This window comes from Orrella sp. 11846 (genome assembly GCF_048820935.1).
GTDB lineage: Bacteria > Pseudomonadota > Gammaproteobacteria > Burkholderiales > Burkholderiaceae_B > Algicoccus.
The window spans coordinates 54465-80824 of record NZ_JBMERD010000010.1; the positions used below are offsets into that span (position 1 = coordinate 54465).

Here is a 26360-nt window from a genome sequence, read left to right on the forward strand (position 1 = left end):
AGACATGAGTAACAAGTTGACCTCCGTATTGATCGTGCTTGCCCTGATTGTGGGTTTGTTGTCCAGCATGGTGTTTGTTGTCGGTGAGCGTAACTATGCGCTAGTGTTTGCTCTGGGTGAAGTGAAACGCGTGATTCGCGATCCTGGCCTGCACTTTAAGTTGCCACCGCCATTCCAGAATGTTGTTTTATTGGATCGCCGCCTGTTAACCATTAATACGCAAGAAGCCGAGCGTATTCAGACTTCAGAAAAGAAGAACCTGTTGATCGACTCATTCGTAAAATGGCGCATTGAAGATCCGCGTTTGTACTATGTGACATTTGCAGGTAATGAAAAAGCGGCCATGGCTAGATTGCAGGCGCAAATCCGTGATGCATTGAACGCCTCTGTGAACATCCGTACTGTGAAAGACGTGGTGGCTTTAGAGCGTGACGTGATCATGAAAGAAGTGCTGGATAACGTGCAGCGTCGCGCAAAACCATTAGGCGTTCATGTGGTTGACGTACGTTTGATGCGCATTGAATTTGCACCAGAGATTGCCGAGTCGGTTTACCGACGTATGGAATCAGAACGTCTGCGTGTGGCTAATGAGCTACGTTCAATTGGTGCAGCTGAAGGCGAGAAGATCCGCGCTAGTGCTGATCGTGAACGTCAGCAAATCATGGCGCAAGCTTATGCAAGAGCACAGGCCATTATGGGTGATGGCGATGCCAGAGCCGCAGAGCTTTACGGTCAAGCTTATGGACAGGATGGAGACTTCTTTAGTTTTTATCGTAGTTTGGAGGCCTATCGTGAGTCATTTGGCAAGAAGAGCGACGTCATGGTTGTTGATCCAAGTGCACAGTTCTTTAGATATATGAAGTCCACTAAAGAACGCGGTTCACAGGATTAACAGGATTCATCCTGATTGATCGACGATCAAATCCGCGCTGAATGAGGTTGAGAAACTCTAGTCAGCGCGGATTTTTTTATGGATTTAATCCGTTTTATGTAGATCATGTTTTTAAAAAGTGATGTTTGTGTGGTGAAAAATGCTCAAACATTCAGTATCTGATGTCAGTTAGTCGGTGTTTGGTTGCCCCATATTGTTACAGTCACGTTATAATGCGGTGCAAGCCTATTGGATAGAACACTGTGTGGTATGCAAAAGTGGCGGTTTGTTGGGTAGTTGCCCCCAAGCCGCCAATTTTTTTGTGCTGTCATATTGTGAAGTTTGATTTTTTAGAAATTGTTTGAATGAGTTTGTACCGGTAAAACCTCTTATGAATGGTCACTGGCTATTGCCCGAACATCTGGCAGATGTACTGCCCGCAGAAGCAAGACGTATTGAGGCGTTGCGCCGTAAGGTGCTCGATCTGTTTCGCGGGTATGGTTTTGAGTTGGTTTCTGCACCGATGGTGGAGTATCTGGATTCGTTGCTAGCTGGGGCTGGTGAGGATTTAAGATTACGGACGTTTAAACTGGTGGATCAAATTTCAGGCCGCACTATGGGGTTACGCGCCGACATTACGCCGCAAGTCACACGGATTGATGCGCATTTGTTGAATCGTCCTGGTGTGACACGTTTGTGTTATTCCGGTCCAGTCTTGCACACACGTCCAAACGGATTGTTGGCAAGCCGTGAGCTCTTGCAGGTTGGGGCGGAGATTTATGGTTACGCGGGGTATCAAGCAGACTTAGAAATCTTGCGCTTGGCGACAGAAATGCTAAACCAAGCTGGCATACAAGATGCACAGCTGGTTTTATGTCACGATGGTTTGATCCGTCATGTTTTAGAACTGGATCCCGTCGCTGTACGCAATGCTGATGAAATCATTGGTTTACTCAGAGAAAAAGACTTACCCGGTATCGCAACTTTACGGACGCATTTCTCTGAGATTTCTGAGTCTACCGTGGAAGCCTTGTATGCGCTGGCGCAACTCAATGGCGGGGTGGATGTTTTAGAAAAAGCACACGAACGGTTGCCAGACACACCAGGTGTACGTCAGTCGCTGGAGACACTAAAAAACTTGATTAATGGTTTGGGCCATGCCTGCGTTAGTATTGATTTAGCGGATGCTGGGCAATATGGCTATCACTCCGGTGTTACATTCTCCTTTTATGCGCCAAGATGGCATGATGCATTGCTGCGCGGCGGACGTTATGACAATATCAGTCAGGCTTATGGGCGCGCGCGCTCGGCAACAGGCTTTAGTTTGGATTTGAGACGACTCGCCAGCTTGACCAGAAAACCAGAATCTGTGCGTGCCATTGTGGCGCCGGCTGGTCATGATGAAATACTGTTGGATCAGATTGTGCGTTTGCGCGCACAAGGTGAGATTGTGATTCAGTTACTGCCCGGTGAGGACGCAGAGCACAGCGAATTCAATGTGGATCGGGAAATCGTGCAAATGAATGGTCAATGGGTTGTTCAACCATTGATGGATTAATTGAATATAGGGTTTGAGTGGAATTTATGATGAGTAAGAACGTTGTCGTCATCGGCACTCAATGGGGTGACGAAGGGAAGGGTAAGATTGTTGACTGGCTGGCCGAGTCTGCTGTCGGTGTTGTTCGCTTTCAGGGTGGACACAACGCAGGTCATACCTTGTGGATTAAAGGTCAGAAAACAATTTTGCGTCTGATTCCTTCGGGCATCATGCATGAAGACAAGCATTGCTACATTGGTAATGGCGTCGTTTTGTCACCGCAAGCTTTGTTCTCCGAAATTGAAGAGCTTGAGCAAGCAGGCTTGGACGTGTCTTCACGTCTGCATATTAGTCAGGCTTGCCCGTTGATTTTGCCTTATCACGTTGCGTTGGATCAGGCGCGTGAAGCCCGTCAAGGTGAGGGCAAGATTGGCACGACTGGCCGAGGCATTGGACCTGCTTACGAAGACAAAGTGTCACGTCGTGCATTGCGCGTTCAAGATCTACTGGATCCAAAAGGTTTCCGCGAGAAGCTTGAGCGTGTGATGGAGTATCACAATTTTGTTCTGACTCAGTATTTCCAGGTTGAACCCTTGTCCGTAGACGCAGTCTACGATGAAATTATGGCGCTTGCGCCACGACTGACACCCATGATTAGCGATGTCAGCGCAGCGTTGAACCGAATTCGTAAAGAAGGCGGCAACTTGTTGTTTGAAGGCGCGCAGGGCGCCATGCTGGATATTGATCACGGTACCTATCCATTTGTGACGAGTAGCAACTGCATTGCCGGTGCTGCTTCAACTGGAACAGGCGTGGGTCCGCAAGCTTTGAATTACGTGCTTGGAATTACTAAGGCTTATGCAACCCGAGTGGGTTCAGGGCCTTTCCCAACCGAACTGCACGATGAAATCGGTGCGCGTTTGGCTGAAGTAGGTAAAGAATTTGGTTCTGTGACGGGTCGTGCGCGTCGCTGCGGTTGGTTTGACGGTGCAGCACTGAAGCGTTCCGTACAAATCAACGGCATTGATGGTCTGTGCATTACTAAGCTGGATGTGCTGGACGGGATTGAGACTGTGCGTTTGGGTGTGGGTTACCGCATTGACGGCGAGTTTACAGAATTGCTTCCTTATGGTGCAGAAGCTGTAAGTAAAGTCGAACCAATCTATGAAGAAATGCCTGGTTGGACAGAATCCACCGTGGGTGTGACTGAGTTTGATAAACTGCCTGCCAATGCGCGACAATACCTAATGCGAATTTCAGAAATCTGCGAAGTGCCAATCGATATCGTGTCGACAGGGCCTGAGCGTGATGAAACCATTATGTTGCGACACCCATTCAAAGGTTGATTGAAGCATGAGTGATACGGATCGTGATGTCTGGGTCTCTTGGGACCAGTACCATGCGCTCATTGAAAGTCTGGCGCTAAAGGTGTATGAGTCAGATTGGAAGTTTGACCAGATTATTTGTCTGGCCAGAGGTGGAATGCGCGTTGGCGACGTGTTATCACGCTTATTTCGCATGCCGTTAGCCATTCTGTCGGCCAGTAGTTATCGAGAAAATGCAGGACGTGATCAAGGTCAGCTTGATATTGCTCCCTACATCTCAATGGCTTATGGCAAGCCTTCAGGACGGGTTTTGCTGGTCGATGATATGGTGGATAGCGGTCTGACCTTTGGGAAGGTTCGAGGGCACTTGCTTTCTTCTTATCCGCAGATTACTGAAATGAGAACCGCTGTGATCTGGTGGAAAGCTCGTTCAGTTGTGACACCTGATTATTATGCGCAGTATCTGCCAACCGATCCGTGGATTCATCAACCTTTTGAGAATTACGATGAAATGACGCTTGAAGAGCTGCGTCGACTTCATGATGTGAAGTAAAAAGCATTGTTTTTGTTGTGTAATACCGTTAGTTTGTATTAAAACTTTTCGTTCCATGCTATAGTGCATGGCTAATCTAACCATAATTAGAGTTGTGATTTTATATGCCAATTGTCCGTCTGAAAGAAAATGAGCCCTTTGAAGTGGCTCTGCGCCGTTTCAAGCGCACCATCGAAAAAACTGGTTTGCTGACCGAATTGCGTGCTCGTGAATTTTACGAAAAGCCAACGGCAGAGCGTAAGCGTAAGCATGCCGCAGCGGTCAAGCGTCACTACAAACGTCTGCGTAGCCAACAGCTGCCCCCACGGATGTACTAATTGATTGTTCATCTGTTTGTTTTATCAGGCAGGTGATGATCAATTCAATCAAAACACAGTCAAGGTCGTCGCTTGACGACCTGTGTTTCTGACGCTGTATTTCGCTGAGTGTCACTAGCAGTTACAACAAGTCTCTAAATCAGATTCGTCTGATAGGATGGATTGTCTGCTTATTCTTACTACCTTGTAGTCATCATTTCCCGTCAATAGTCTACTAAACCGACCTGCGTTTAAGATTGTGTGGTGTTTCTTTGTGCGTCATGCATACGTGAATTCACATGTCACGCAGTTCCTGCTAATGTGAATGCGGTGTCTTGCCAAGTAGACAGAAGCGTCCGTCCGAATACCCGAGTGTCTGATAAGCTATCTAGCGTTGTGTGCAAATGGATACAGCGTGCCATGATGCCTGTGTACTGATTTCAAGCTGAGACGATTTTGATTCCAGACGACTTTATCCAGACCTTATTGTCCCGAACCGATATTGCCGATGTCGTCGGTCAGTATGTGCAGTTGCGCAAGGGTGGCGCGAACTTATTGGGATTGTGTCCGTTTCATAAAGAAAAGTCCCCATCATTTACGGTAAGTCCGACTAAGCAGTTTTATCATTGTTTCGGTTGTGGCGCACATGGCAGTGCCATCACGTTTCTCATGGAGCACACGGGTGCGAGTTTTCCGCAAGCAGTCCAAACGCTGTCCCATCGGCTCGGTCTGTCTGTGCCGGAATCACCTAGATCGGCGAATCAGCGGGAGCAATGGGCACAGCGTCGTGATGAGCGTAAAGTTCACACGCAAGCATTAGAGCTTGCTCACGAGTTTTATAAGAAACAGCTTCGAACCTCTGAAGATGCGATCAACTATTTAAAAGGTCGCGGTGTTACAGGTGCCATTGCAGCGCGATTTGGATTGGGTTGGGTGCCCGATGACCGTCGTGCACTAAGTCGAGTCGCAACGAATTATGACGAAGCTGTTTGGGTTGAGGCTGGTCTGGTTGTTGAGCGTGAGGATGGCACGCGATATGATCGTTTTCGGGGTCGTGTCATGTTCCCGATTCATAATCAGAAGGGCGAGCTTATTGGCTTTGGGGGGCGTCTCATTGCCAAAGGTGAACCCAAGTATCTGAACTCGCCTGAAACCATCTTGTTTAGCAAAGGGCATGAGCTTTATGGTTTGTGGGAAGGGCGCCAGGCCATTTCACGTGAGCGTGAAGCCATTGTGGTGGAAGGCTACATGGATGTTGTGGGTCTTGCGCAGCAAGGTGTTGAAAACGTCGTAGCCACGTTGGGTACGGCGACCACACCCGATCATTTACGCAAACTGGTGCGTTTGACAGATCGTATCGTTTTTAGCTTTGATGGTGATGCAGCAGGCCGCAAGGCCGCGTGGCGTGCGTTACAAGCAGCATTGCCAATCTTGCGTGATGATTTGTCTGTTCGTTTTTTGTTCTTGCCAGATGGGCAGGACCCTGATAGCTATGTGCGAAGTTTTGGTCAGGCCGCATTTAAAGCGAGCGTCAATGAATCCCTCGCACTATCGACATTCTTCTTGCAAGAATTGTCGTCTCGACACCGAATGGAAGAGCCAGAAGGGCGCTCTGCATGCTTACATGAAGCTGCACCCCTAATTGCGCAAATTGCACCTGGTGCTTTTAAGAGCCAATTACTCCATGCGTTGGCTTACGAGGTGAAGCTCACTCAACAGGAGCTAGAGGCATCTTTACAAGCGACTCAGGTACGAATTGTCAAAACGATGGCTGCACCAGCAGGGGCACATGCGACCCAGAATGGTTCACAGCTACAGTCGGGTGGTGGTCGTTTTGGAGGCGAGCCGAGATTTCCTGATCGGCGGAAAAGCAATCGGTTTGAGCGTTTACATCATCGTTCAGTCACTCCCATGGCGCGACGCTTGCTCTTATTGCTGCTAACACACCCTGATTTGGCACAATCTGTTGGAGAGCAACAACTTGAAACTTTGGACAAAGGCCCCCATCTATCTTTAGTCCACGATTTTATTGTGCTCGTGCAATCCAATTCTGCCACGCACCTCGGTGCATTGTTGGAAAGTGCAGATCCTGATAGTGAGTTGGCTGAAGTGTTGCAACGCTTATCAGCCGATTTGATGACAGGTGTTGAATTGCCGGATCCACAACAAGAATGGGATGATGCGTTACGTCGTATTGAACTTGAAAGTCTGAGGATGGAGCAAGCGGGTTTAATTGAGTCTGGCTTGCAATCTGATGATGCTCGGCAGCGTTATATGGAACTTTCACAACGGATTCGGAGTCTAAGCTAAAAGGCCCGGTTCAAGTGAGTGCCATAGACGACTGAAGTCAGCTACAATAGACGGGTACTTTACGCATTTGGAATTTTTGCATCCATGCGATTCGAACTCGATAAAGTTTATTAAGATTGGGACGTTTGGTGATCTCTCTGTCAGATCCGTAAAAACACGCCCACCGACTTCATAGTCAACAGCGACAGTTCGAATAAAAAGTGTCAGTATGTCAGCGACATTTCAAGTCATTTCCGTGATGAGCGGGGATGTGTGGGTTGGTTTTGCATATCAACGAAGGATCTAAGCAGGAATTGGCTTGCCACGCAATCGCATGAAAGTTATATAAGTCGACAAATCAATTTGCGCTGAGTGATCTCAGCTAGCAATGAATTTGTCGTGATTTCGATGATGACAAACAGGGTCGATCCTTTTTCCATAATCGATCAAAGTTAAACCATAAAGGACCAGTTAGGGACACTATGAAGTCAGAATCTACGGATACGTCAGAAAAGAAAACAAAAGTAGCGGCTAAGAAAGCGGCCAAAAAGACGGTCGTGAAGGCTGTAAAAAAAGCTGCAGCAAAAAAAGTCGCTAAAAAAGCCGTTAAAACAGTTGCTGAAGTTGAAACTACGGTTTTAGACGAACAAACCGCAGTGAAGGTTGCTAAGAAGGCTGCGAAGAAAGCCGCCAAGAAAGCAACTAAAACTGTTGCGAAGAAAGCTGCTAAAAAAGCTGCCAAGAAAGCTGCAGCCAAAAAAGCAGCTACGAAAGCTACGAAATCAGCGGCTGCTGCGAAGAAAGCGGCGGCTCGTCGTAAAGCAAAAGCTGGTGAAGACGACGAAGATTTCGATGATTTTGATGATTTGGACGATGAGGTTGAAAGTAAGCCTAAAAAACGGGCTTCTAAATCAACAGGTCGCCGTCCAGGTCGTCCAGCCAAAAGCAATGACGGCGATATTGATTTCGATGATGATGTCGATGATGAAGATGGCGAAGAAATTCCAGATATTAAGCCACCTCGCCGCGGTGCAAAACGTGCTAAAGGTGAAGCAACTGAACGTTCATCAAAAGGTCCATTGACCGCTGAGGAACGCGAAGTCCGTCGTAATCAACTCAAACTTTTGATTCGTTTGGGTAAGGAGCGGGGCTACCTGACTTATGGCGAAATTAACGATCATCTGCCGGATGATTTAGTGGATGCCGAAGCTATTGATGGCATTATTTCGACCTTTAGCGAAATGGGTATTTCGGTCTATGACCAAGCCCCTGATGCTGAAACACTCTTGATGAGTGACAGTCCACCCGTGAATGCTGATGATGATGTGGATGATGAGGCAGATGCCGCATTGACCACCGTGGACTCAGACTTTGGTCGTACGACCGACCCTGTGCGCATGTATATGCGTGAAATGGGTACAGTCGAACTGTTGACTCGTGAAGGTGAGATTGAAATCGCAAAACGTATTGAGGATGGCCTCAAACATATGATGATGGCGATTTCTGCATGTCCGACCACAATTAATGAAATCTTGTCGAACGTTCAGCGTGTTAACGAAGGCACAGGTCAAGTTGAAGATATTGTTGACGGCCTGGTTGACCCCGATGATGGTTCTGAATATGCAGGCGCAGGTGCAGGCGCGGATGCAGGTGATGGTCCTGCCGGCGGCATGACCACAAAACAAGTCGAATTTTTGCGGGCTGAAGCACTCAAGAAATTCGAAAGCATCAATAAGCAGTTTGACAAGATGCGCTTGGCGTATGAAACGGATGGCTATAAGTCAGCTGGTTACATAGACGCACAAGAGAAAATCCAACGCGAGATGATGGGTATTCGTTTTACTGCCAAAATGGTGGAAAAGCTGGCCGATACGCTGCGTGAGCAGGTGGCTGAAGCTCGTTCGCTGGAACGTGCAGCACTGGCCACATGTGTGGACCGTGCCGGTATGCCGCGCTCGCACTTTATCAAATCATTCCCAGGTAATGAGACCAATCTGGACTGGGTGTTGAATGAAGTGGCAGCAGGTCGTCCTTACTCTGAAGTGCTTGAGCGTTACGTACCTGATGTCCAAGAGTTGCAACAAAGCCTGATTGATTTGCAGGCGCGTGTGGTGCTGCCGTTGAAAGACTTGAAAGAAGTCAACAAACGGATGGCAACCGGTGAAGCCAAAGCACGTAAAGCCAAACGAGAAATGACCGAAGCGAACTTGCGCTTGGTGATTTCGATTGCAAAAAAATACACAAACCGCGGCTTGCAGTTCCTAGACTTGATTCAGGAAGGCAATATTGGTTTGATGAAAGCCGTTGATAAATTTGAATACCGTCGTGGATACAAATTCTCAACGTATGCGACTTGGTGGATTCGTCAGGCCATTACGCGTTCGATTGCGGACCAAGCCCGAACCATTCGTATTCCAGTTCATATGATCGAAACGATCAACAAGATGAACCGAATCAGCCGTCAGATTCTTCAGGAAACGGGTGCAGAGCCAGATCCAGCCACATTGGCCGCAAAAATGGATCTGCCCGAAGAACGTATTCGTAAGATCTTGAAGATTGCGAAAGAGCCTATCTCTATGGAGACACCGATTGGTGATGACGATGATTCACACTTGGGCGACTTTATTGAGGATCTGAACACACTGGCACCCGCAGAAGCTGCTTTACACGGTTCGATGCGTGATGTAGTGAAAGAAGTCCTTGATTCACTGACACCTAGAGAAGCCAAAGTGTTGCGGATGCGATTTGGTGTGGAAATGAGTTCTGACCAAACGCTGGAAGAAGTTGGACGTCAGTTTGATGTGACCCGTGAACGGATTCGTCAGATTGAAGCCAAAGCATTGCGTAAGCTTAGACATCCAAGTCGTGCAGACAAGCTTCGTAGCTTCTTACAAAGCAACGAGGATTAAGGGGGGCTTGAAATTGTGTAAGCCGATGGTTAGGTGACTACACAATTTAAAAAACAACCTGAGCGCATATTGACAGATTAAGGTAATCTGGCGATATGCGCTTTTTTCTTGGAGGGTTATTCCATGAGTATCGGTAAATCAACGGCCTGGGTGGCAAGTCTTTTAGTGGCGATCGGTTTAGCTGTCGGTGGATGGTTTGTCGGCCAAGGCATTGAAGGTTTTAGAAAAGCAGACCGTTTTATTACGATTAAAGGCTTGGCCGAACATGATGTGAAAAGTGATTACGCGATTTGGGTGATTACATTTCGGCGCGCGGGTAGTGACTACGGCATGCTACAAAAAGAGCTGACTGCCGATCGCGACAAGGTCATTGCGTTTCTAAAAACACAGGGGTTTGATGGGAGTAGCGTTGAACCACGTTCGTTAAATATTACAGATTTGCTCGCACGTGAATATGGACAGCAGGATAATTTGGCTTTTAGATACACAGGGCAAGGTGCTGTTGTGATTAAAACCGACCAAGTGGATGCGGTTGCTGCTGCCGTCAATCATCAAGATGCCCTGATCCAGGAAGGGGTGCAAATCTCATCGGACGGACAATATTCAGGTCAACCCCGATATTACTTGCGTGGCTTTAATGAGATTAAGCCACAACTATTGGCACAAGCGATTGGTAATGCCAGGGAACAGGCAGAAAGGTTTGCAAAAGATGCAGGCGCTCGTCTAGGTCAATTGCGCCAAGCCAATCAAGGCAATATTCAGATTCTGGATGATGATGGTGGTGATCAATATAGCTCTGGGACCACCATCGGTAAACGTTTACGAGTAGTCAGTTCGTTTATATTTTCGCTGGATTAAGTGTCAGAATGACAAAGAATCAGTGTGCGAGTGATTTTTACCGTAATTCGAAATAAAACTCCACCTCGGTGTGCAATGCGCTGAGGTGGAGCTTGGGATGATTAGAGGTTTTTTTGATCACCACGCTTTAACGCATTACCTAAAAAGACCAATGCCCACCCCTGTAAAATGAGTTCGATGGCCAACAGCATGCCAGGCACCCAGAGACTGGACTCAGGCCAACCGTTCATGATCATAATGCCCAGTAAGATGGAAATGACACCTGAAAGCAGTGTCCAACCTGCCTGTCCTAATGCCCAGTTCTGGATGGCAGCAATAATCCGTAAAAAGCCCGTAAAGAAAAAGAGAAATGCGAGCCAGATGGTGAGTCCTTGGAGCGCCTCGATCGGGGAGAGCCAGATATAAATCCCCGCCACAATGTACACAACAGTTAGTAAGGTTTGGATGAGAAACGTTTTCCAGACACGTGTTTGGAAAGCATGGATTCCCATCAACACACCGGAGATGATCGCCGCAAAACCAAGTAGCTTAATTGTGATGATGGAGAAAGCCACTTCGGCCAAAATGCCAAATGTACCCAGGATGAGCATTAACACACCAATCCAGACGAGCTTATTGGCATGAGGTGCAACCTTTTTAAGCATTTGCTGTTGCATGTCTTTGAAATTTGAAAGTGGATCTTGAACCATTACGGTATCTCCGCGAGCGTTAAAATTTAATTTGAAATTAATATTTCACATATGCGAAGTGTACCGCGAAGTAGTGGCCAGGAAACTCAAAATTTAAGTTGAATTTGGTGCAATCAGTGCGCGAAGAAAACACAGTCTTTTGTGATGTACAATAGCGCCCAGCAAAGTTTGCTCAGTTTGAATTATTCATTGAGCGAGTTTGACGGGCCTCTAGCTCATGCTTGGTTAGAGCAGCGGACTTAAGGGCAGATAACCTAAAATCATTTTTAAAACAGATGGTCATGGTTGTTTGCAAATGGGTTGCAAATTGGTAAGTTCACTCTGCCTTTTTGTAGAACTACTCAAATTCGGGGAAGCCTCTGTGTCAACGTGGTAATCCCGAGCCAAACCAGGTCGATTTCAGATATCAATCTGGGAGGTGTAGAGACTGTACGGGTAGATCGTAAAGATAAGAGACAGTCCAGACCACAAACCGGAAACGGGCAGTGAAAACTGAAGTGGTAAGCATAATCCGTTGGTGCGGGGTTCGACTCCCCGGGGGCCCACCATTTGTACCGTTTAAATTATTAAGAAAATCAAAGAAAACGGTATATAAATCACATAATTTATTGATTTTTATACAAGGTTTTCTGATGTTGCTCATGCGAGCATTTGTTTCTCAATCTCTGTAAATGCGCCATAGCGCAGTAAAAAATGTACACCCTGATGTACAAAAATCATTTACCGAAAATAAAGTATACAAAAACTGCTTTGTAAGAGTTCATCCAAATAATCACGCCGAAGATGATCTTGCGGTATGTATTTCACACCAATTTCACCTTCGGCATGGTTGGTCTGTCGGTTAAGTACCAATTAAACAGTTTGTTTATAGTGCTTTTTGCGCCAATTGTTGTCTGTATTTTTCGACCTCTTGCTCATACATATCGACGCCATGCGCATCATTGGTCACAATCAGCGGAAAGTCCTCAATTTCTAACCGTTGGACAGCCTCTGTTTTGAGATCTTCGTAAGCGACGAGCTCACGGCTTTTAATACATGAGAAGAGGGTGGCTGAGATACCGCCGACGGCAGAAAAACAAACTGCTGTATGGTCTTTACAAGCTTGGCGAATGAATTCGCCACGATTCCCTTTACCAATGGCGCCTTTGACGCCATATTCAAATAAACGAGGTGTGTAGGGATCCATCCGGTAAGCTGAGGTCGGTGCCACCACACCGATCACATGACCGGGTTTGGTGGGGCCAGGGCCACCATAAAAAAGAATTGAGCCTTTAATGTCTACGGGTAGTGGTTCGCCACGATCTAGTGTGTCAACGAATCGTTTGTGCGCCGCGTCTCTGGCCATATAAATAGTGCCACTCAGAAGCACTTCATCGCCTGCTTTGAGTTTAAGAATGTCTTCGTCACTAAGTGGTGTAGTCAGGTGATAAGTTGTCATAATGATTTGTTCCTTCAGATCGTTGCTGTCTGGCGACGTGCAGCGTGACACTGGATGTTGACGGCAACTGGCAGGGCAGTGATGTGACAGGCGTATGTTTCAATCGAAACCCATAGAGCGGTACTGATGCCGCCATAACCTTGTGGCCCAATGCCTAGCTGATTGATCTCTTCAAGTAGTTCTGTTTCAAGTTCCGCAATATGGGGTTCGGGATGGTGCTCACCGATATCTCGAAGAATTGCTTTCTTAGCAATTTCAGTGACCTTGTCAAAACTACCACCGAGACCCACACCGACTGTTAATGGGGGACAGGCACTGCCACCAGCCGCTTTAATGGCGTCAATAACAAATTTTTTAACACCTTCTTTGCCTTCACCAGGTAGCAGAAATTTCATGGTGCTCCAGTTTTCACTGCCACCACCTTTTGGTACGACTGTAACTTCAATGTTGGTACCAGGCATGATCTCCGTATGGATGACGGCAGGGGTGTTGTCGTTGGTATTGACCCGTAATAAAGGATCACCCACCACTGACTTGCGCATAAATCCTTCTTCATAACCTTTTCTGACACCCGCGTGCACAGCTTCTTCATAGTCTCCGCCCACTAAGTGAACGTCCTGACCGACTTTGACGTAGACGATGGTGAGTCCTGTGTCGTGGCAATAAGACACATTATTTTCTCGTGCGATTTTGTCGTTTTCAATGAGTTTGATTAAAACGGATTTACCCAGAGGAGAGATCTCTTGTTCGGCTGCACGATGAAAGCCATCAATGACGCTTTCAGGGAGTTTGTGACACGCATCTATACAAAGCTGCGCGATGGTGTCAGTCAGTTCTTTGACGTGTATTTCTCGCATTTCAAATCCTGCCAGCAAAAAATTAAGAAAAATTAAATATCAAATTGTTTAAAAAGTTCGGACTTCGCTTCAAGACCAAACCCAGGTGTTTCAGGCATATGAACATATCCATCTTCTATAGTCATGAAATCACCTAAACCACCAAGTGGTGCAAAAATTCCAGGATAAAGCTCACAACCACCGAGTCCTAAACCTGCCACTACGTGTAAAGCTAAAAGTTGTCCGCCGTGAGGAAATGCCATCGTTCGATCAAAGCCTTTGGATTCCATGATTTCTAGCATACGGACGTATTCTGTAATGCCGTATGAAAGGCCTGAATCCATTTGAAAAATATCAAGGCCTGTGCGCATGCCTCCATAGGCCACGAGGTTACGAACATCAGCAGCAGAAAATAAATTTTCGCCCGTTGCAACGGGATGTGAATAGTTTTCAATAAGCGCTTTGTTTAACGCAAAGTCCAAAGGATCGCCTGCTTCTTCAAACCACATTAAACCGTAGGGCTCCAAGGCTTGTGCATATTCAAGCGCTTCTTGTAATGAGAGTTTTCCATTGGCATCAACAGCAAGTTTGTTTGCACTGCCAACGATGGTGAGTGCGGATTCTATTCGTTGAAGATCGAAATGCAGTGGGGCGCCTGCAATCTTTATTTTGTAGCGATTAAAGCCTAAATCCTGATATCGCTGAAGTTCATCTTTGAGTTGCTGTGTGGATGATTGATCGTAATAGTAGCCACCAGCCGCATAAACACCGATTGTTGACTTAGGATCTAAACGCCCATAGTGATTGGCAATGGTGCGATAAACAGGTTCTTGATTTAATTTGGCATTGATATCCCAAATGGCTAGCTCAAGTGCGGCGGCTGCATGTGCGCGATCACCATGGCCGCCAGGTTTTTCATTACGCATTATGCAAGCCAGAACTTGCTCTGGACAGAAGTTTTTGCCACTGCTTTGCAGCAAGGAGTCTGGTTCAACGTCCAATAGTCGGGGAATCATCCGATCACGCAAAATACCACTTTGTGCAAATCTTCCAATCGAATTGAAAGCGCGTCCAATGACGGGTTTGCCATCTCTGAGTTGATCCGTATGGATTGATACCAATGAGACGGTGTGTTGTGAAAAATTGACCAATGCATTGGATATATTGCTTTGCAGATAAATTGGTTTTTCTGTGATTTTGGTGATCTTCAAGATAATCCCCCGCTAGAAGATGGCGTCAATTAATTGATTTTTGCATCTGCGTTATCAATCACTTTTTTCCACTTGCTGACTTCATCGTGGATGTATTGATTAAATTCATCCGTTGTCTTCGGTTTCGCAGCGGTCAGCGCCAGTTTGGCGAATTGGTCCTGTGTCTCTTTTTCAGCCATGATTTCGTTCATATGCTTGTTGAGTGTGTCAACAATGTCTTTGGGTGTGCCTGCTGGGGCCACCAAACCAAAAAATGCGAGTGTGCTAATGGGTGCATAACCTTGTTCGGTGTAGGTTGGGATATCGGGCACAAAAGTAGAGCGTTCTGTATCCACAATGGCAATTCCTTTGAGCTGTCCTGCTTTCAATTGTGGGAGGATGGCTGGCAGAGAGTCTGAGGTGACAGGTATGAGTCCACTCACAACTTGAATTTTGGATTCAGCACTGCCTTTGAAAGGGACGTGTAGCATGTCAATATCAAGCTCTTGCTTGAGCAGTTCCATTGTTAAATGCTGCGTTGAGCCGGCGCCGGCGGACGCATAGGTCATATCACCTTTTTTAGCTGCTTCGACGAGTGATTTGATGTCGGTAATTTCTGAATCCCCTGGAACCGCAATGATCTGGGGAGTCGTTGCGGCGTCAGCAATGCCAACAAAGTCATTAAGGGAGTTGTAAGGAAGGTTTGAATAAAGTGATGGGGCAATGGCAAAAGGTCCGGTACTGGTCATCAACAGGGTGTAGCCATCATTTTTTGCGCGTGCTGCATGTGCGGTACCTACTTGTCCGCCAGCACCGCCACGGTTATCGATCACAAAGGGTTGCCCAAGTCGTTTTGAGAGTTTTTCACCGACTTCTCTAGCAACTAAGTCACCAGTCTGTCCAGCAGGAAAGGGCACAACAATGGTGACAGGTTTTTCTGGATAAGCTGCATGTGCTGCACCAGCCAAGGTCAAGCTTGCTGCAAGAATGCATAAAGAGAAGGTTTTTTTCATCATGTCGATCTCCTAAAGTACAAATAAATATAATGGTACGAACTAATAAATGGTCCGTACTATATTAATAACAAGGTCGAGCAGATGTCAAAAGAGGTTTTATGCTGAAATACCCCTAATATGTCAGGATTGTTTCGGAGGGAATTTTGCGATATACACGGTTGGCAAAACAAATAATCAAGATGATCACAGAAGGTGAAATGCCAATTGGTGCGCGTTTTCCGAGTGAGCTGGCCATGGCTCAACAATATGGTGTGAGTCGCTCAACAGTGCGATCAGCATTGTCGATTGTTGAAGATTTGGGTCTTGTTAGTCGCAAACGTCGGGCAGGTACCGTCGTGATTGCACATCAGACTGAGCAACGCTATACACGCACGATCAATAGTCTGGATGACTTAATCGAGTATGCACATCAGACAGAGCGTCAGGTGATGAATGTCGTTAGTGTGATTGCAGATGAGCAACTCGCAGCGGTTCTAGACTGTAAGCCTGGTCAAAAATGGTTACATGTTCCGATGTTCAGAACCGAGAAAAATGCTGAGCGTACGCCCGTTTGTTGGACAGATGCATACATTCGCTCTGAGATCGGTGAGCAAGTGATTGACTCAATTCAAGATGGCTCAGGGCTTCTCTGTCATGTGATTGAAGAGGTGACCGGAACGTCATTGTGGAGTTTGCGACAGGAGGTGGCTGCTGTTTTAATTTCAGACAGTATTGCGCAATGGTTGCAAGTGAAATCGACTGAGCCAGGGCTTCAAATTACAAAGCATTATCTGGATTACGCGCGTCAAGTTTTTTTGATTACTGTGAGTGTGTATCCGCCTGATGGTTATAAATTTCGTTCATGGTTACATCGCACGATCGTCAATCGTTCATCCGAAGTTTGAAGTGATGCGATACGCGAACAATCAAATACGAGTCGTGTCAGACACGACCCGCGCTCTGTTGCACCTTCACTGATTAATTAAAGCAGTGAAGGTGCATTTTCTAGCACGTAATCACATGCCTTGCTCTTGATGTCCCCTTTGATTTTGTTCAAATCAAATGAATTGCCATCACCACCTGACAGAATGCCTGTGAGACCTTGTTGGTAGCCTTGCTCCTGTTTAGGTTCAGGCTTTTGTCCTAGACCGACTTTATCCATCAGTTGATCTTTGACGTTATCGACATTAGCTGCACTCAAGTATTTCTGTTCAACGCAATATTGAAGAACACCTGCGACGTTGCCCATCATATCGCCACTCAGGCTAGGTAAGCCTAAGCTAGAGGCCAATCCAGTGTTGGCTGCGCCACCCATCAAACCACCCAAACCAGAACCCGATGTCGCTGTGGAGGCTTCGGAACCAAGTTGACTTTTTAAGCCGCCCATCAGACCGTTGGCCATCGCAAGACTGGTCGTGCCAAGTAGTAGGGCAGAAGCGATAAAGGATGTGCGTAAGAATGAATGTTTCATGTGAGCTCTCGTATGTTGTTAAAAATAACTGCGACTAAATGGGATTGTTTGATCATAGCTTTTTTAAGCAAAGTTTGATTTGAAACTAATCTTGTTGACATCTGTATTGTGATGGATAGCTCAAAAGAAAAATCCACTGTCTGCATTTCAGCAAGACAGTGGATTTGGTTAGGTCGCTTGGGTAATTCGATCGAATCACCCGAGTTGAACGATTACTGCGCAATGGCTTCGATCGCCACATTAATGCGGACATCGTCACTAACGGCGGGTGCGTAAGCGCCTGCGTTGAACTCTGAACGCTTAATGTTTGTGTAAGCATTGGCACCGATCGCTTCTTTTTTCAGCATGGGGTGTGCTTGCTGATTAAAAGAGGTGATGGTCAATGTGACAGGCTTGGTGATACCTTTAATGGTGAGTTCACCCACGACTTTTTTGGGAACATCGTTCTCAAACAGCACTTCGTTCGATGTGAAAGTGGCTGTTGGGTATTTCTCTGTATCAAAAAAGTCTTCACCCTGAATGTGCCCATCAAAAGGTCCAAACCCTGTATCCACTGACTTCATATCAATTTCAATGTTGACCGAACCCGTTTTGGCGGTGGGATCGTAGGTCACTGAACCAGTGGTTTTGTTAAAGCGCAATGTTTGCTCTGTAAAACCCATGTGGTTATATGAAAAGCTTGGAAATGTGTGGCTGCTATCGATGGTGTAGGTCTGTGATTGCGCAAACGCACCGGTCGAAGCGGTCAGTGTAATAAATGCGAGGGCTGCGAGTTTGGTTTTCAAGTTGAACTCCTTTAAATTATCAAAAAATTAAAATTAAGAATTAAAAAACATAAATCGAATTTGAGGATCTGTTTTCTGTATGAAACTCAGACGTTATTGCGCGGTGGCAGCAAGGTTAAAACGCACCAGAACGTCGTTTGCCACAATGTCAAATGAGGACCAGCTGCCTTCACCGATTTTGAAGGCGGCGCGTTCAATTGTGAATTCACCACTGAACAAGCCTTGATCAGCTTTTTGTTCGAATTTGGCATCAAACGTCACAGGTTGTTGCTCACCTTTAATCGTGAGTACGCCTTGAACTTCATACAAATTGTCGGTTTTGCTGGCGATTGATTTGGATTCAAACGTGGCATCCGGAAATGCTTTGGTATTGAACCAGTCTGGTTTTTGTAATTCCGCATCAAAATCAGGTGCACCTAAATCGACACTACCTAAATTGACCTGAAAGCTTGCTTGTGCCTGATCCACTTGTGCTGGATCAAAAGACAAGGTGGCGGTAAATTCACGGAACTCACCATCCATACGTACGCCCATTTGCTCATAAGTAAAGCCAACGCTGCTGTCCTGAGCGACAAGCTGGTTATAGGTTTCAGCTTGTGCGGATGAAAGGCCGATTAAAGCGGTTGCCAGAGCAGCACCTGTAAAACGAAGGTAGTTAGAAATTTTCATACAAATGATTCCTTAAAGTCTTATTTAGATCAAGGATAATCCTAGAAGTTCAAATCGATCCTGCCAAGGCAGTTATCTTGTTTTAGGTAACATGCGACGCAAGACAGGATCTTTGTCGATGTAATGGTGTTTAACAGCTGCGGCAATGTGAAGTACCAGAATTGCAATGAGCAACAAATTCAACGCCCAGTGGACTTGCATGAGAATGTCGCCAAGCGGCAGATTGCGACTCACCAGATCAGGCAGTTTCCACAGGCCAAACAGCACCGTGGGCACGCCTTTGGCTGAACTCATGACCCAACCAGATAGCGGAATGACAATCATCAACAGATACAACAACACATGGGTCACTGAGGCGCCTAACTGTTGCCAGGGTGCAATCGTTTCAATGGCTGGCAGTGGCTTGCGAGTTCCGCGCCACAATAAGCGGATGACAACCAAGATCAGCGCACAGATGCCGCCCCATTTATGCCAGGAAATAAGTTTCAATTTTTCCGGGGAAAACGGCAATTGCTCAACATACATGCCCAGCACCATCAGACCGATGATGAGCAACGCCATGAGCCAGTGAAACCATTTGCTCAACGCATCATATGTTTGCAGGTTAGACGCATCTGTGCGACCCATTGTGTTCTCCGTTAAATTTGTCCGATTCATGGTTTCAAATCAAAGACTAAGATTTCAGCCTCTTTGGCATCATGTAAGTGCACTTCAGAGACTTGTGCCAGTTTGACGCCATCGCCCGCTTGTACGGACTGTCTATTGACCCTTAAAGTTCCTTTGATCACTTGAACCCAGGCTAGACGGTTTGGATTGAATGGCAACCGAACTTCATCACCATCACTGAGCAGGCTGCCGTAAATTTTGGCATCCGCATTAATTTTGACTGAGCCTTGTGCACCGTCTTTAGAGACAAGCAAACTCAATTGACCTTGTTTATTGGTGTTATCAAAAAACTTTTGTTCGTAACTGGGTTGAATGCCCATTTCATCGGGCTCAATCCAGATTTGTAAGAAGTGGGTGGTTTCGTCTTCAGCGTGATTAAATTCACTGTGTGTGACGCCGGTTCCAGCACTCATGCGTTGCACTTCACCGGGGACGATGCTTGCACCGTTATTCATATTGTCACGATGTGCCAATGCACCAGAGATGACGTAACTCACGATTTCCATATCTCGGTGTGGGTGGGTTCCAAAACCAGTTCCTGGTGCAATACGATCTTCATTAATCACACGTAAATTGCCCCAGCCCATCCATTGCGGATCGTAATAATTCGCAAATGAAAATGTGTGTGCACTTTTGAGCCAGCCGTGGTCTGCGTGACCACGCTCAAGTGAAGGTCTGACCTCGATTATCATAATGACTCCTAACTGCGTATCTCTATGTTTGTATTTAGTTTCAGAAGCAAACCGATGTGTTTGTTCCGACATGACTCTAATTTAACTTTTGAGTCGCACAGTGTGGGAGAATGTATTTAACGATTTCATTCAAAATATTTGAACTTGGGTATGGGCACAAATCAGATCGAGCGTTCAGGTGATGTTCTGACACCCGAAACTTTTCGGTTAATTCGAAAGATATCGGAGTTGGGCAGTTTTGCCGCAGCGGCTAGAGAAATTGGTGTTGTACCGAGTGCGTTGACTTATCGAGTGCGTCAGATCGAAGAGCGTCTCGATGTGTTGCTGTTTGATCGACGATCTCGTCAAGCTAAGCTGACAGCAGCCGGTCAAGAGCTGCTTCGTGAAGGTGATCGACTGCTGGCAGATTTAGAGGGTGTGGCAAATCGTGTCAAACGGGTGGCAACTGGTTGGGAGCCGCAACTGACGATCGCGGTGGACAGTATCGTGAATGAAACAACTGTTCTCGAGATGTGTGAAGCTTTCTTTGCACTTGATGCGCCAACAAGATTGAGGATTCGTTCAGAAACTTTGTCAGGAACGCTGGAAACATTGACGCACGGTCGGGCAGATTTAGCGATTGGGATCGTGTCTGATGTGTCGACGATTTCCGGACTGGAAAGTCGAGAGCTGGGAACGCAACGTTTTGTGTTTGCGGTTGCACCTCACCATCCTCTAGCGAGTGCACCTGAGCCCATTACCGACGACGTTATTCGACACCACCGAACAGTTGTTGCTGCCGACTCCGTACAGCAAGGGCCAGCCATGAGCGTGGGCGTTTTGCAATCACAGAATGTTTTTACGGTCACGAATATGGAAACCAAACTACAAGCGCACGTTCGTGGTTTGGGATGTGGGTTCTTACCATTAGAAATGGCACGCCCTTATCTGAATGTCGGTCGATTGGTTGCGCGCGATGTTGTGCGTCAACTGCCGATGGTCAATGCGCTATATGCCTGGCGTAAAACACCCGGCATGGTTTATGGTCGGGCACTGCAATGGTGGCTTGAGCAACTGAAAAAACCAGTCACACGGGCTGCACTCATGAATATGAGTGTTGGGCCTGACCGACTCTCTGAGACATCGGATGAAGCTGCCCAGTCTGATACCACTGAACATAAAAATTAAAAGTAAATCTAGATGGTTCAAATTATTTGAATGATTTGTTGAATGTGGTTCACACATGTTCATCGTTGTGCGCGGCACAATAGAATTCATCAAATCAGAATTTATTGAGCTTTAAAAAATGAAATGGACGCGAGGCTGTCACTGAGTTTGAGTGCTTAGCCTTACGTACCAATCTGAATGAATTAAGGAATATGGAGTTCTATCTTATGAAAAAATATAAAATTGCTGTTCTAGTCGGTAGCCTCAGAAAAGAATCCTGGAATCGCCAGTTGGCCCGTGTTCTCATGGGTATGATGCCCGAAGAGTTTGAGTGTGAGTTTGTGGAAATCGGCGATTTGCCACTGTATAACCAAGATGACGATTACACACCTGCAGAACCTGTGGCTCGTTTACGTGCACAAATTAAGGCGGCTGATGGTGTGCTATTGATCTCCCCAGAATACAACCGCTCTTTGTCCGGTGTACTGAAAAACGCATTGGATCATGGTTCACGTCCTTGGGGCGAAAGTGTCTGGCGTGATAAGCCTGCTGGTGTGATTGGTGTGGCAGGTGGTGCCATCGGAACAGCAGTTGCACAACAGCACATGCGCACGATTATGGCCGCATTGAATATGCCCACCATGGGACATCCAGAAGCTTTCCTGCAGTATCAGGAAGATTTGTTCTACGATGACAACACACCTGGTGAGCGTAGCAAAGATTTCTTACAGAACTGGGTTGACAGCTATGTGCGTTGGATTAAGTTGCACAATAGCGATCTTGTTTAAGCACGTTGGTTTAATCTGCTAGTAACCTTGATCCCAGTGATCTTTAAAAGCGACCTATGAGGTCGCTTTTAATATTTGAAGTGAATGCCACAAGAGGAGTCAGACATGCGTGCCATTGTGCAACGAACTAAACGAGCCAGTGTTCAGGTAGATGGTGAGATTGTGGGTGAAATCGGTCAGGGATTGCTTGTGTTTCTGTGTGCAGAGCCAGGTGATACCCAAGCTCTGATGGAACGCATGTTGCAGAAGCTACTTAAGCTACGTATTTTTGAAGATGATGTCGGCAAAATGAACCGTAGCGTCCAAGACATTGCTGGTGGTTTATTACTGGTTTCGCAATTTACGCTGGCTGCAGATGTTAGTCGCGGCAATCGACCAAGTTTTACACAAGCAGCGCCACCTGAGCAAGCCAAGCCGCAGTTCGAATGGTTTGTTCAACGGGCTTCCCAGTTGCACCCTCATGTACAGAGTGGCGTATTTGCGGCCAATATGCAGATTGAGCTCATCAATGACGGACCGGTCACGATTCCTATCCATATGTCTGCTGATTAATTTTTACCCACATTTCCCCAATCGGATAGATACCAAGTCGGTTTCTCCGAATTGAGGCGATTTCTGAATCGATGCACACTTCTGTTTCATTTTTACGGGAGTGTTCATATGTCATCGGTTTTAATACCTTCCGACGTTCCTTCAACTGTTCGTCATCGTCCACTCAATGTGTTGCGCTGCCCAGCGCGCCTGCCATTATTCCAGCGTGTCCTACGGCCCGAGACAGGTCGACGTCTGAATTCTCTTTCACTGTATAGATTGAGCAAACAGCGTGGTCAGGCGATGACTGAGTATCTGATCATTGTGGCGTTGATTGCGGTTGCGGCAATTGCGGTGTATCAGTCGTTTGGTCAGGTGATTCGTTCACAAACCGCTGGTCTGGCTAAAGAATTGGCAGGAGAAAGTGCATCACAAGCTGTTTCAGCGGCCAAGTCTGCCTCCAATACGGCGATGAAACAAAAAGATCTTAAAACCCTCAAATCGTACGGATCCAGCGGTCGTGGCCAATAAGCGAGGTTTGGGAGATAGCGGTGCAGTATGTCCCAAAGCGATGTGCCCCGAATCAGGGTGCCTTGGAGCGATGTGCTCAGAAACGTCATATCTCGGGACAACGGGGTGCCGTGATGATATTGGGTCTGATTGTGCTCGGCGTCGTGATTGTGGCTTGGCAACATCGTGCATCGTTGTCGCAAACCATTCTTGCGCAACAAGCGCTCGATCAAGCCACTGTGGCAGCAGCGGTCGGGGTTGCGCAGCTACAGGCACGCACACTCAATGCACACGCCATGCTCAATCGAACTGAAATGGCCCATCAGGTGGCGATGGCGCATCTCATGACCATGGCGTCAGCCTGGCAAATGCGCGAGACCACGGGTCGCCAGGCACGGATTAATAATCCACCAATCTGGTTGATTGGGGCAAATTTTTTTCCGGTTGCGGCGGCGATGTATGAATCAACGCGTGTGGGATCGAATCCACAGATCATTTCCAAGTTGCGAAAAGCTTTTGAAAAACACGATCAGATGCTGACCGGTCGTTTGCGCCGCGCTAGAGCCAAGTTGAATCAACATTTTAAAGTGCGATCTCAGGCATTGGCACAAGAGATCGTTCGACGAAATCTAGCGGCGGGTGAGTGGGCTTATCCACAGGTTTCAGTCCTGGTTCAAAACGCAGACGGATTGTTGAAATCTGTGCGACCGATTAATGATCGTGAGCGTAGGCAAAACTGGATGGATAACGTGATGGAAGCACATGCTTATCTGAAAAGTCGCTGGAATATCCGACCATCCTTCGAGCCGTTCTATCCCAATTGTCCATGGATGAAACACACGCTGACCCGTGGAGGTCATACGTTGTTAAGTGTGGATGGCAATTGGGAAGCAAATGACAACATGTCCTTTCATCAGGCCAAGTCATTGGTGATAGAGGCTCTTTGTTATTACAGGGAGTATCCCATGGGCTGGGCACAAGTGGATGTCAATACACTCAAAGACCGATCGGAAAGAAAATCACTGCCGTTTGAAGTGTTGGACAATTTAAAGGGCACAACTTTTCGTAAATGGGCTAAGACGCTGGGATGGGGGCTCTTGAGCCCTGTCAATCCGCTGAGTAATTCCTGGGCTGAATTAAAAGCCCTAGCAAAACCTATCCGTTGGAAACGCCGTGCAAATCTAAAGCCATGGGGTTTAAATGTTCAAGGACTTGATCCAGTTGTGACCGTGAATACTTGGTTGCAGTTGTCTGCGATGGGGCGATCAAGTTTACGGATTCGGGCCAACCAACCAGGTTTGTTATCTGTCAATCGCGATGCATGGCCTAAAAAACTCAAAGCCAGTGCAGCGGCCAAAGTGCATTTTGATCCGCTCGATCGTCTTGTTAAACCGCAAAGTCTCAAACCCGGACTCTTGCAGCCGTTTTGGACGGTTCAACAAGTACCTGTGCGTGAAGAGGGTTGGTTCGGAAAATTTCAAAGTGATTTTCTGCGCTCGCACGGCAATGGACTTACCCAGACTCGTAATCGTCTGGAAGGTCCAGCACTTGGGAGTGAGATGCGTCGTTTTCCAGAAAATCGAGTGCCAAACCGAGCATCAAACCCAGATCCAAAGAGTATCCGTAAAACACAACCACCCATTCGTGTGAATGTGCAGACACGTGCGCCTGTGAATGCGCGAAAAGCACCCGCACCTACATCTCAGAAGTTACCAGCTCGTTGGACTAAATCATGAGCAGCGGGGTTGCTTTCATGGGTTTGAAGAGTCTTCAAAAAGCACCGCTTAGGCACACTTTAGTTCGACAGCAAGGGCAAGCATTGGCAGAAGCGGTGGTGATGCTGGCGGTGGCGGGCGCGTTTTTGGTTGGTATCACGACGACTGCACGGTTGCAACTACAGTGGCATGAGGATTTACTGCACAGCCATTTAGTTGCCAAAGCGGTTTCTCTAGGACATAAGCCTAAAAGCATGGGTGCGCAAGACTGGCTGGGATTGGGGCGCAAACTTCAGTTGCCTAAGCTTGGGTCGATTCAGAATGGTTTGGCCAAAGGGCGTTCCTTACTCAGCGAGTGGACTAGTGGTGCACAACGCTTGGGAGCTGATCGGTTGGTGAGCAGTGTGCAAAAGCGTTTTATGCCTGCGCATCAGAACAATCGGCGCTCCCGTGCACGGCCTGTGCACTGGAATGAGTTTTCCGAAGTGGTTGAGCAGCCAGTTGTCGCACTAGCAGGTGGGCAAATGTCGACAGATCCTTTGCTAGATGGCCCCGTCAAGTGGATCCATGTGCAGTCTGACTCGACGTTTGCAAACCAAGCTTGGCATGTGCGTGGCACAGGTGAGGTTGCGCAATCGGTGGAGACAATTGATCGAATTGATCAGGCGCACACTCTCTGGCAAAGCGCAGCTACCCCAAGTCGCGCATTAACGAATTCAATTAAAGCTCAATTGACGTCTATGGATGCATTCTGGGGACGAGTGAGTCCACCATCAGACTGGTTGTCTAAATGGCATGACATCAATGACGAAGAGCCAGGGTTTTTGCTGAATACGTTTCGGAAAACGACAAACTTTATTAGGGAAATATTTTGAAGTTGAATCTATGGATGAAATCGATGTTTTTACACGTGGATGAGAATGCTTTCAGACAGATAAAACGTCATTGGCATCTGAAGTGGTGGTTGCTGCTAATGCCTTGGATTGGTTTGTCGCCTGCTTATGCGATTGAACATGACATGCAGCGATTGTCGTTTGATCGAGAGTTGGCTTTAGAAATCAGTCGAACGTGCGAGGCGAGCGATTTTGCGAATCTATTGCGACATGGTGGGCTTGTGCCATGTTTGCAAGCAAAGACGGCGGCCGCCGTGGGTCATTTATGTGTGACATTTCAAGTCTTTTGTTTAGATCGTCCTTGGGGCGCGTGGCTTACACAGTTTTTGAGTGCACAAACCGATCTGACGGATGTGATGTTCGATGAAACGGGTGTGTCTTTGTTGGGTGGATCGCAAGCCGAGTCGTGGCAAATTCAGAACTGGCCACCAGGTTCTCAAATAGTTCCGAAGGCTGTGATTTTGTCCACTATGCGCCATTATCGCCAAAATCTTCAAAGTGGTTTAGCACAGATAAATGACGAAGAGGGTCGTGCCCAGATAGAAGACCTTTTGTTCGAGGTCGATCGTGAAATTACCAAAATGGAAAACCATGGGCCTGAAACGTTTAAGACCCCATTGGGTGAGCTCAGCCAAGGCTTTTCTGCGATGACGCAACTTTTGGATGATTGGGATTTATTTTCAACGGACAAATAAAGACATATTTTTC

General features: G+C 46.9%; 26 protein-coding genes. 16 read left to right on the forward strand and 10 right to left on the reverse strand.

What is annotated here, in order from left to right:
• Window positions 1–4 precede the first annotated feature (4 nt).
• The 8 genes from hflC (at window position 5) to ACOI06_RS09725 (ending at window position 10638) form a co-directional block, all read left to right on the forward strand.
• Window positions 5–892: a protease modulator HflC gene (gene hflC, locus ACOI06_RS09690; protein WP_420662368.1), complete on the forward strand. Its 888-nt coding sequence runs from the start codon at window positions 5–7 to the stop codon at window positions 890–892.
• A gap of 370 nt (window positions 893–1262) precedes the next feature.
• On the forward strand, window positions 1263–2429 hold the full coding sequence (locus tag ACOI06_RS09695; protein ID WP_420662369.1) for an ATP phosphoribosyltransferase regulatory subunit: 1167 nt from the start codon (window positions 1263–1265) through the stop codon (window positions 2427–2429).
• Window positions 2430–2458: 29 nt separating this feature from the next.
• Window positions 2459–3754, forward strand: coding sequence for an adenylosuccinate synthase (locus ACOI06_RS09700; protein WP_420662370.1), 1296 nt, complete (start codon window positions 2459–2461; stop codon window positions 3752–3754).
• Window positions 3755–3761: 7 nt separating this feature from the next.
• Entirely contained in the window at window positions 3762–4286 is a 525-nt protein-coding gene (locus ACOI06_RS09705) for a phosphoribosyltransferase (RefSeq protein WP_420662371.1), read from the forward strand.
• Window positions 4287–4390: 104 nt separating this feature from the next.
• A complete protein-coding gene (rpsU, locus tag ACOI06_RS09710) occupies window positions 4391–4603 on the forward strand; it encodes a 30S ribosomal protein S21 (protein WP_420662372.1) in 213 nt (70 codons plus the stop codon).
• A 435-nt stretch (window positions 4604–5038) separates the two neighbouring features.
• A complete protein-coding gene (gene dnaG, locus ACOI06_RS09715; protein ID WP_420662373.1) occupies window positions 5039–6892 on the forward strand; it encodes a DNA primase in 1854 nt (617 codons plus the stop codon).
• A gap of 461 nt (window positions 6893–7353) precedes the next feature.
• On the forward strand, window positions 7354–9780 hold the full coding sequence (rpoD, locus tag ACOI06_RS09720) for an RNA polymerase sigma factor RpoD (protein ID WP_420662374.1): 2427 nt from the start codon (window positions 7354–7356) through the stop codon (window positions 9778–9780).
• Between the two features lie 123 nt (window positions 9781–9903).
• The gene (locus tag ACOI06_RS09725; RefSeq protein WP_420662375.1) at window positions 9904–10638 is read left to right on the forward strand and encodes an SIMPL domain-containing protein; all 735 of its coding nucleotides are present in this window, start codon (window positions 9904–9906) and stop codon (window positions 10636–10638) included.
• Between the two features lie 101 nt (window positions 10639–10739).
• Here the strand turns inward: ACOI06_RS09725 and ACOI06_RS09730 are convergent, their stop codons facing one another.
• From ACOI06_RS09730 to ACOI06_RS09750, 5 genes are all read right to left on the reverse strand, one after another.
• Window positions 10740–11327 carry an HdeD family acid-resistance protein gene (locus ACOI06_RS09730; RefSeq protein ID WP_420662376.1) on the reverse strand — a complete coding sequence of 196 codons (588 nt, stop codon included), beginning with the start codon at window positions 11325–11327 and terminating at the stop codon, window positions 10740–10742.
• Between the two features lie 865 nt (window positions 11328–12192).
• Window positions 12193–12765 carry a FumA C-terminus/TtdB family hydratase beta subunit gene (locus tag ACOI06_RS09735; protein WP_420662377.1) on the reverse strand — a complete coding sequence of 191 codons (573 nt, stop codon included), beginning with the start codon at window positions 12763–12765 and terminating at the stop codon, window positions 12193–12195.
• A 14-nt stretch (window positions 12766–12779) separates the two neighbouring features.
• Window positions 12780–13622, reverse strand: coding sequence for a fumarate hydratase (locus ACOI06_RS09740; RefSeq protein ID WP_420662378.1), 843 nt, complete (start codon window positions 13620–13622; stop codon window positions 12780–12782).
• A gap of 32 nt (window positions 13623–13654) precedes the next feature.
• Window positions 13655–14812 (reverse strand): enolase C-terminal domain-like protein, encoded by a 1158-nt coding sequence (locus ACOI06_RS09745; RefSeq protein WP_420662379.1) that lies wholly within the window; start codon window positions 14810–14812, stop codon window positions 13655–13657.
• A 29-nt stretch (window positions 14813–14841) separates the two neighbouring features.
• Window positions 14842–15807 (reverse strand): Bug family tripartite tricarboxylate transporter substrate binding protein, encoded by a 966-nt coding sequence (locus ACOI06_RS09750; RefSeq protein ID WP_420662380.1) that lies wholly within the window; start codon window positions 15805–15807, stop codon window positions 14842–14844.
• Window positions 15808–15965: 158 nt separating this feature from the next.
• Here ACOI06_RS09750 and ACOI06_RS09755 point away from each other — a divergent pair, with 158 nt between their 5' ends.
• Entirely contained in the window at window positions 15966–16691 is a 726-nt protein-coding gene (locus ACOI06_RS09755) for a GntR family transcriptional regulator (protein WP_420662381.1), read from the forward strand.
• A 77-nt stretch (window positions 16692–16768) separates the two neighbouring features.
• On the opposite strand, the gene ACOI06_RS09760 is transcribed toward ACOI06_RS09755, so the two are convergent.
• From ACOI06_RS09760 to ACOI06_RS09780, 5 genes are all read right to left on the reverse strand, one after another.
• Window positions 16769–17257 (reverse strand): DUF2501 domain-containing protein, encoded by a 489-nt coding sequence (locus tag ACOI06_RS09760; protein ID WP_420662382.1) that lies wholly within the window; start codon window positions 17255–17257, stop codon window positions 16769–16771.
• Window positions 17258–17469: 212 nt separating this feature from the next.
• The gene (locus tag ACOI06_RS09765; RefSeq protein ID WP_420662383.1) at window positions 17470–18042 is read right to left on the reverse strand and encodes a YceI family protein; all 573 of its coding nucleotides are present in this window, start codon (window positions 18040–18042) and stop codon (window positions 17470–17472) included.
• A 93-nt stretch (window positions 18043–18135) separates the two neighbouring features.
• On the reverse strand, window positions 18136–18711 hold the full coding sequence (locus tag ACOI06_RS09770; protein ID WP_420662384.1) for a YceI family protein: 576 nt from the start codon (window positions 18709–18711) through the stop codon (window positions 18136–18138).
• 72 nt (window positions 18712–18783) lie between these two features.
• A complete protein-coding gene (locus ACOI06_RS09775; protein ID WP_420662385.1) occupies window positions 18784–19338 on the reverse strand; it encodes a cytochrome b in 555 nt (184 codons plus the stop codon).
• A 26-nt stretch (window positions 19339–19364) separates the two neighbouring features.
• Window positions 19365–20066: a pirin family protein gene (locus ACOI06_RS09780; protein ID WP_420662426.1), complete on the reverse strand. Its 702-nt coding sequence runs from the start codon at window positions 20064–20066 to the stop codon at window positions 19365–19367.
• Between the two features lie 153 nt (window positions 20067–20219).
• Between ACOI06_RS09780 and ACOI06_RS09785 the strand changes: the two genes are divergently transcribed.
• The 7 genes from ACOI06_RS09785 (at window position 20220) to ACOI06_RS09815 (ending at window position 26347) form a co-directional block, all read left to right on the forward strand.
• Complete coding sequence (locus ACOI06_RS09785) at window positions 20220–21236, forward strand: LysR family transcriptional regulator (RefSeq protein WP_420662386.1); 1017 nt, start codon at window positions 20220–20222, stop codon at window positions 21234–21236.
• Window positions 21237–21442: 206 nt separating this feature from the next.
• On the forward strand, window positions 21443–22003 hold the full coding sequence (locus tag ACOI06_RS09790; protein WP_420662387.1) for an NADPH-dependent FMN reductase: 561 nt from the start codon (window positions 21443–21445) through the stop codon (window positions 22001–22003).
• A 105-nt stretch (window positions 22004–22108) separates the two neighbouring features.
• On the forward strand, window positions 22109–22555 hold the full coding sequence (dtd, locus tag ACOI06_RS09795) for a D-aminoacyl-tRNA deacylase (RefSeq protein WP_420662388.1): 447 nt from the start codon (window positions 22109–22111) through the stop codon (window positions 22553–22555).
• Window positions 22556–22837: 282 nt separating this feature from the next.
• Window positions 22838–23065, forward strand: a complete 228-nt coding sequence (locus ACOI06_RS09800; RefSeq protein ID WP_420662427.1) for a hypothetical protein — start codon at window positions 22838–22840, stop codon at window positions 23063–23065.
• A 20-nt stretch (window positions 23066–23085) separates the two neighbouring features.
• Window positions 23086–24780, forward strand: a complete 1695-nt coding sequence (locus tag ACOI06_RS09805; protein WP_420662389.1) for a hypothetical protein — start codon at window positions 23086–23088, stop codon at window positions 24778–24780.
• Window positions 24777–25634, forward strand: a complete 858-nt coding sequence (locus ACOI06_RS09810; RefSeq protein WP_420662390.1) for a hypothetical protein — start codon at window positions 24777–24779, stop codon at window positions 25632–25634. Before ACOI06_RS09805 ends, ACOI06_RS09810 begins: the two co-directional genes overlap by 4 nt.
• A gap of 23 nt (window positions 25635–25657) precedes the next feature.
• Entirely contained in the window at window positions 25658–26347 is a 690-nt protein-coding gene (locus tag ACOI06_RS09815; protein WP_420662391.1) for a hypothetical protein, read from the forward strand.
• The last annotated feature ends 13 nt before the right edge of the window (window positions 26348–26360 follow it).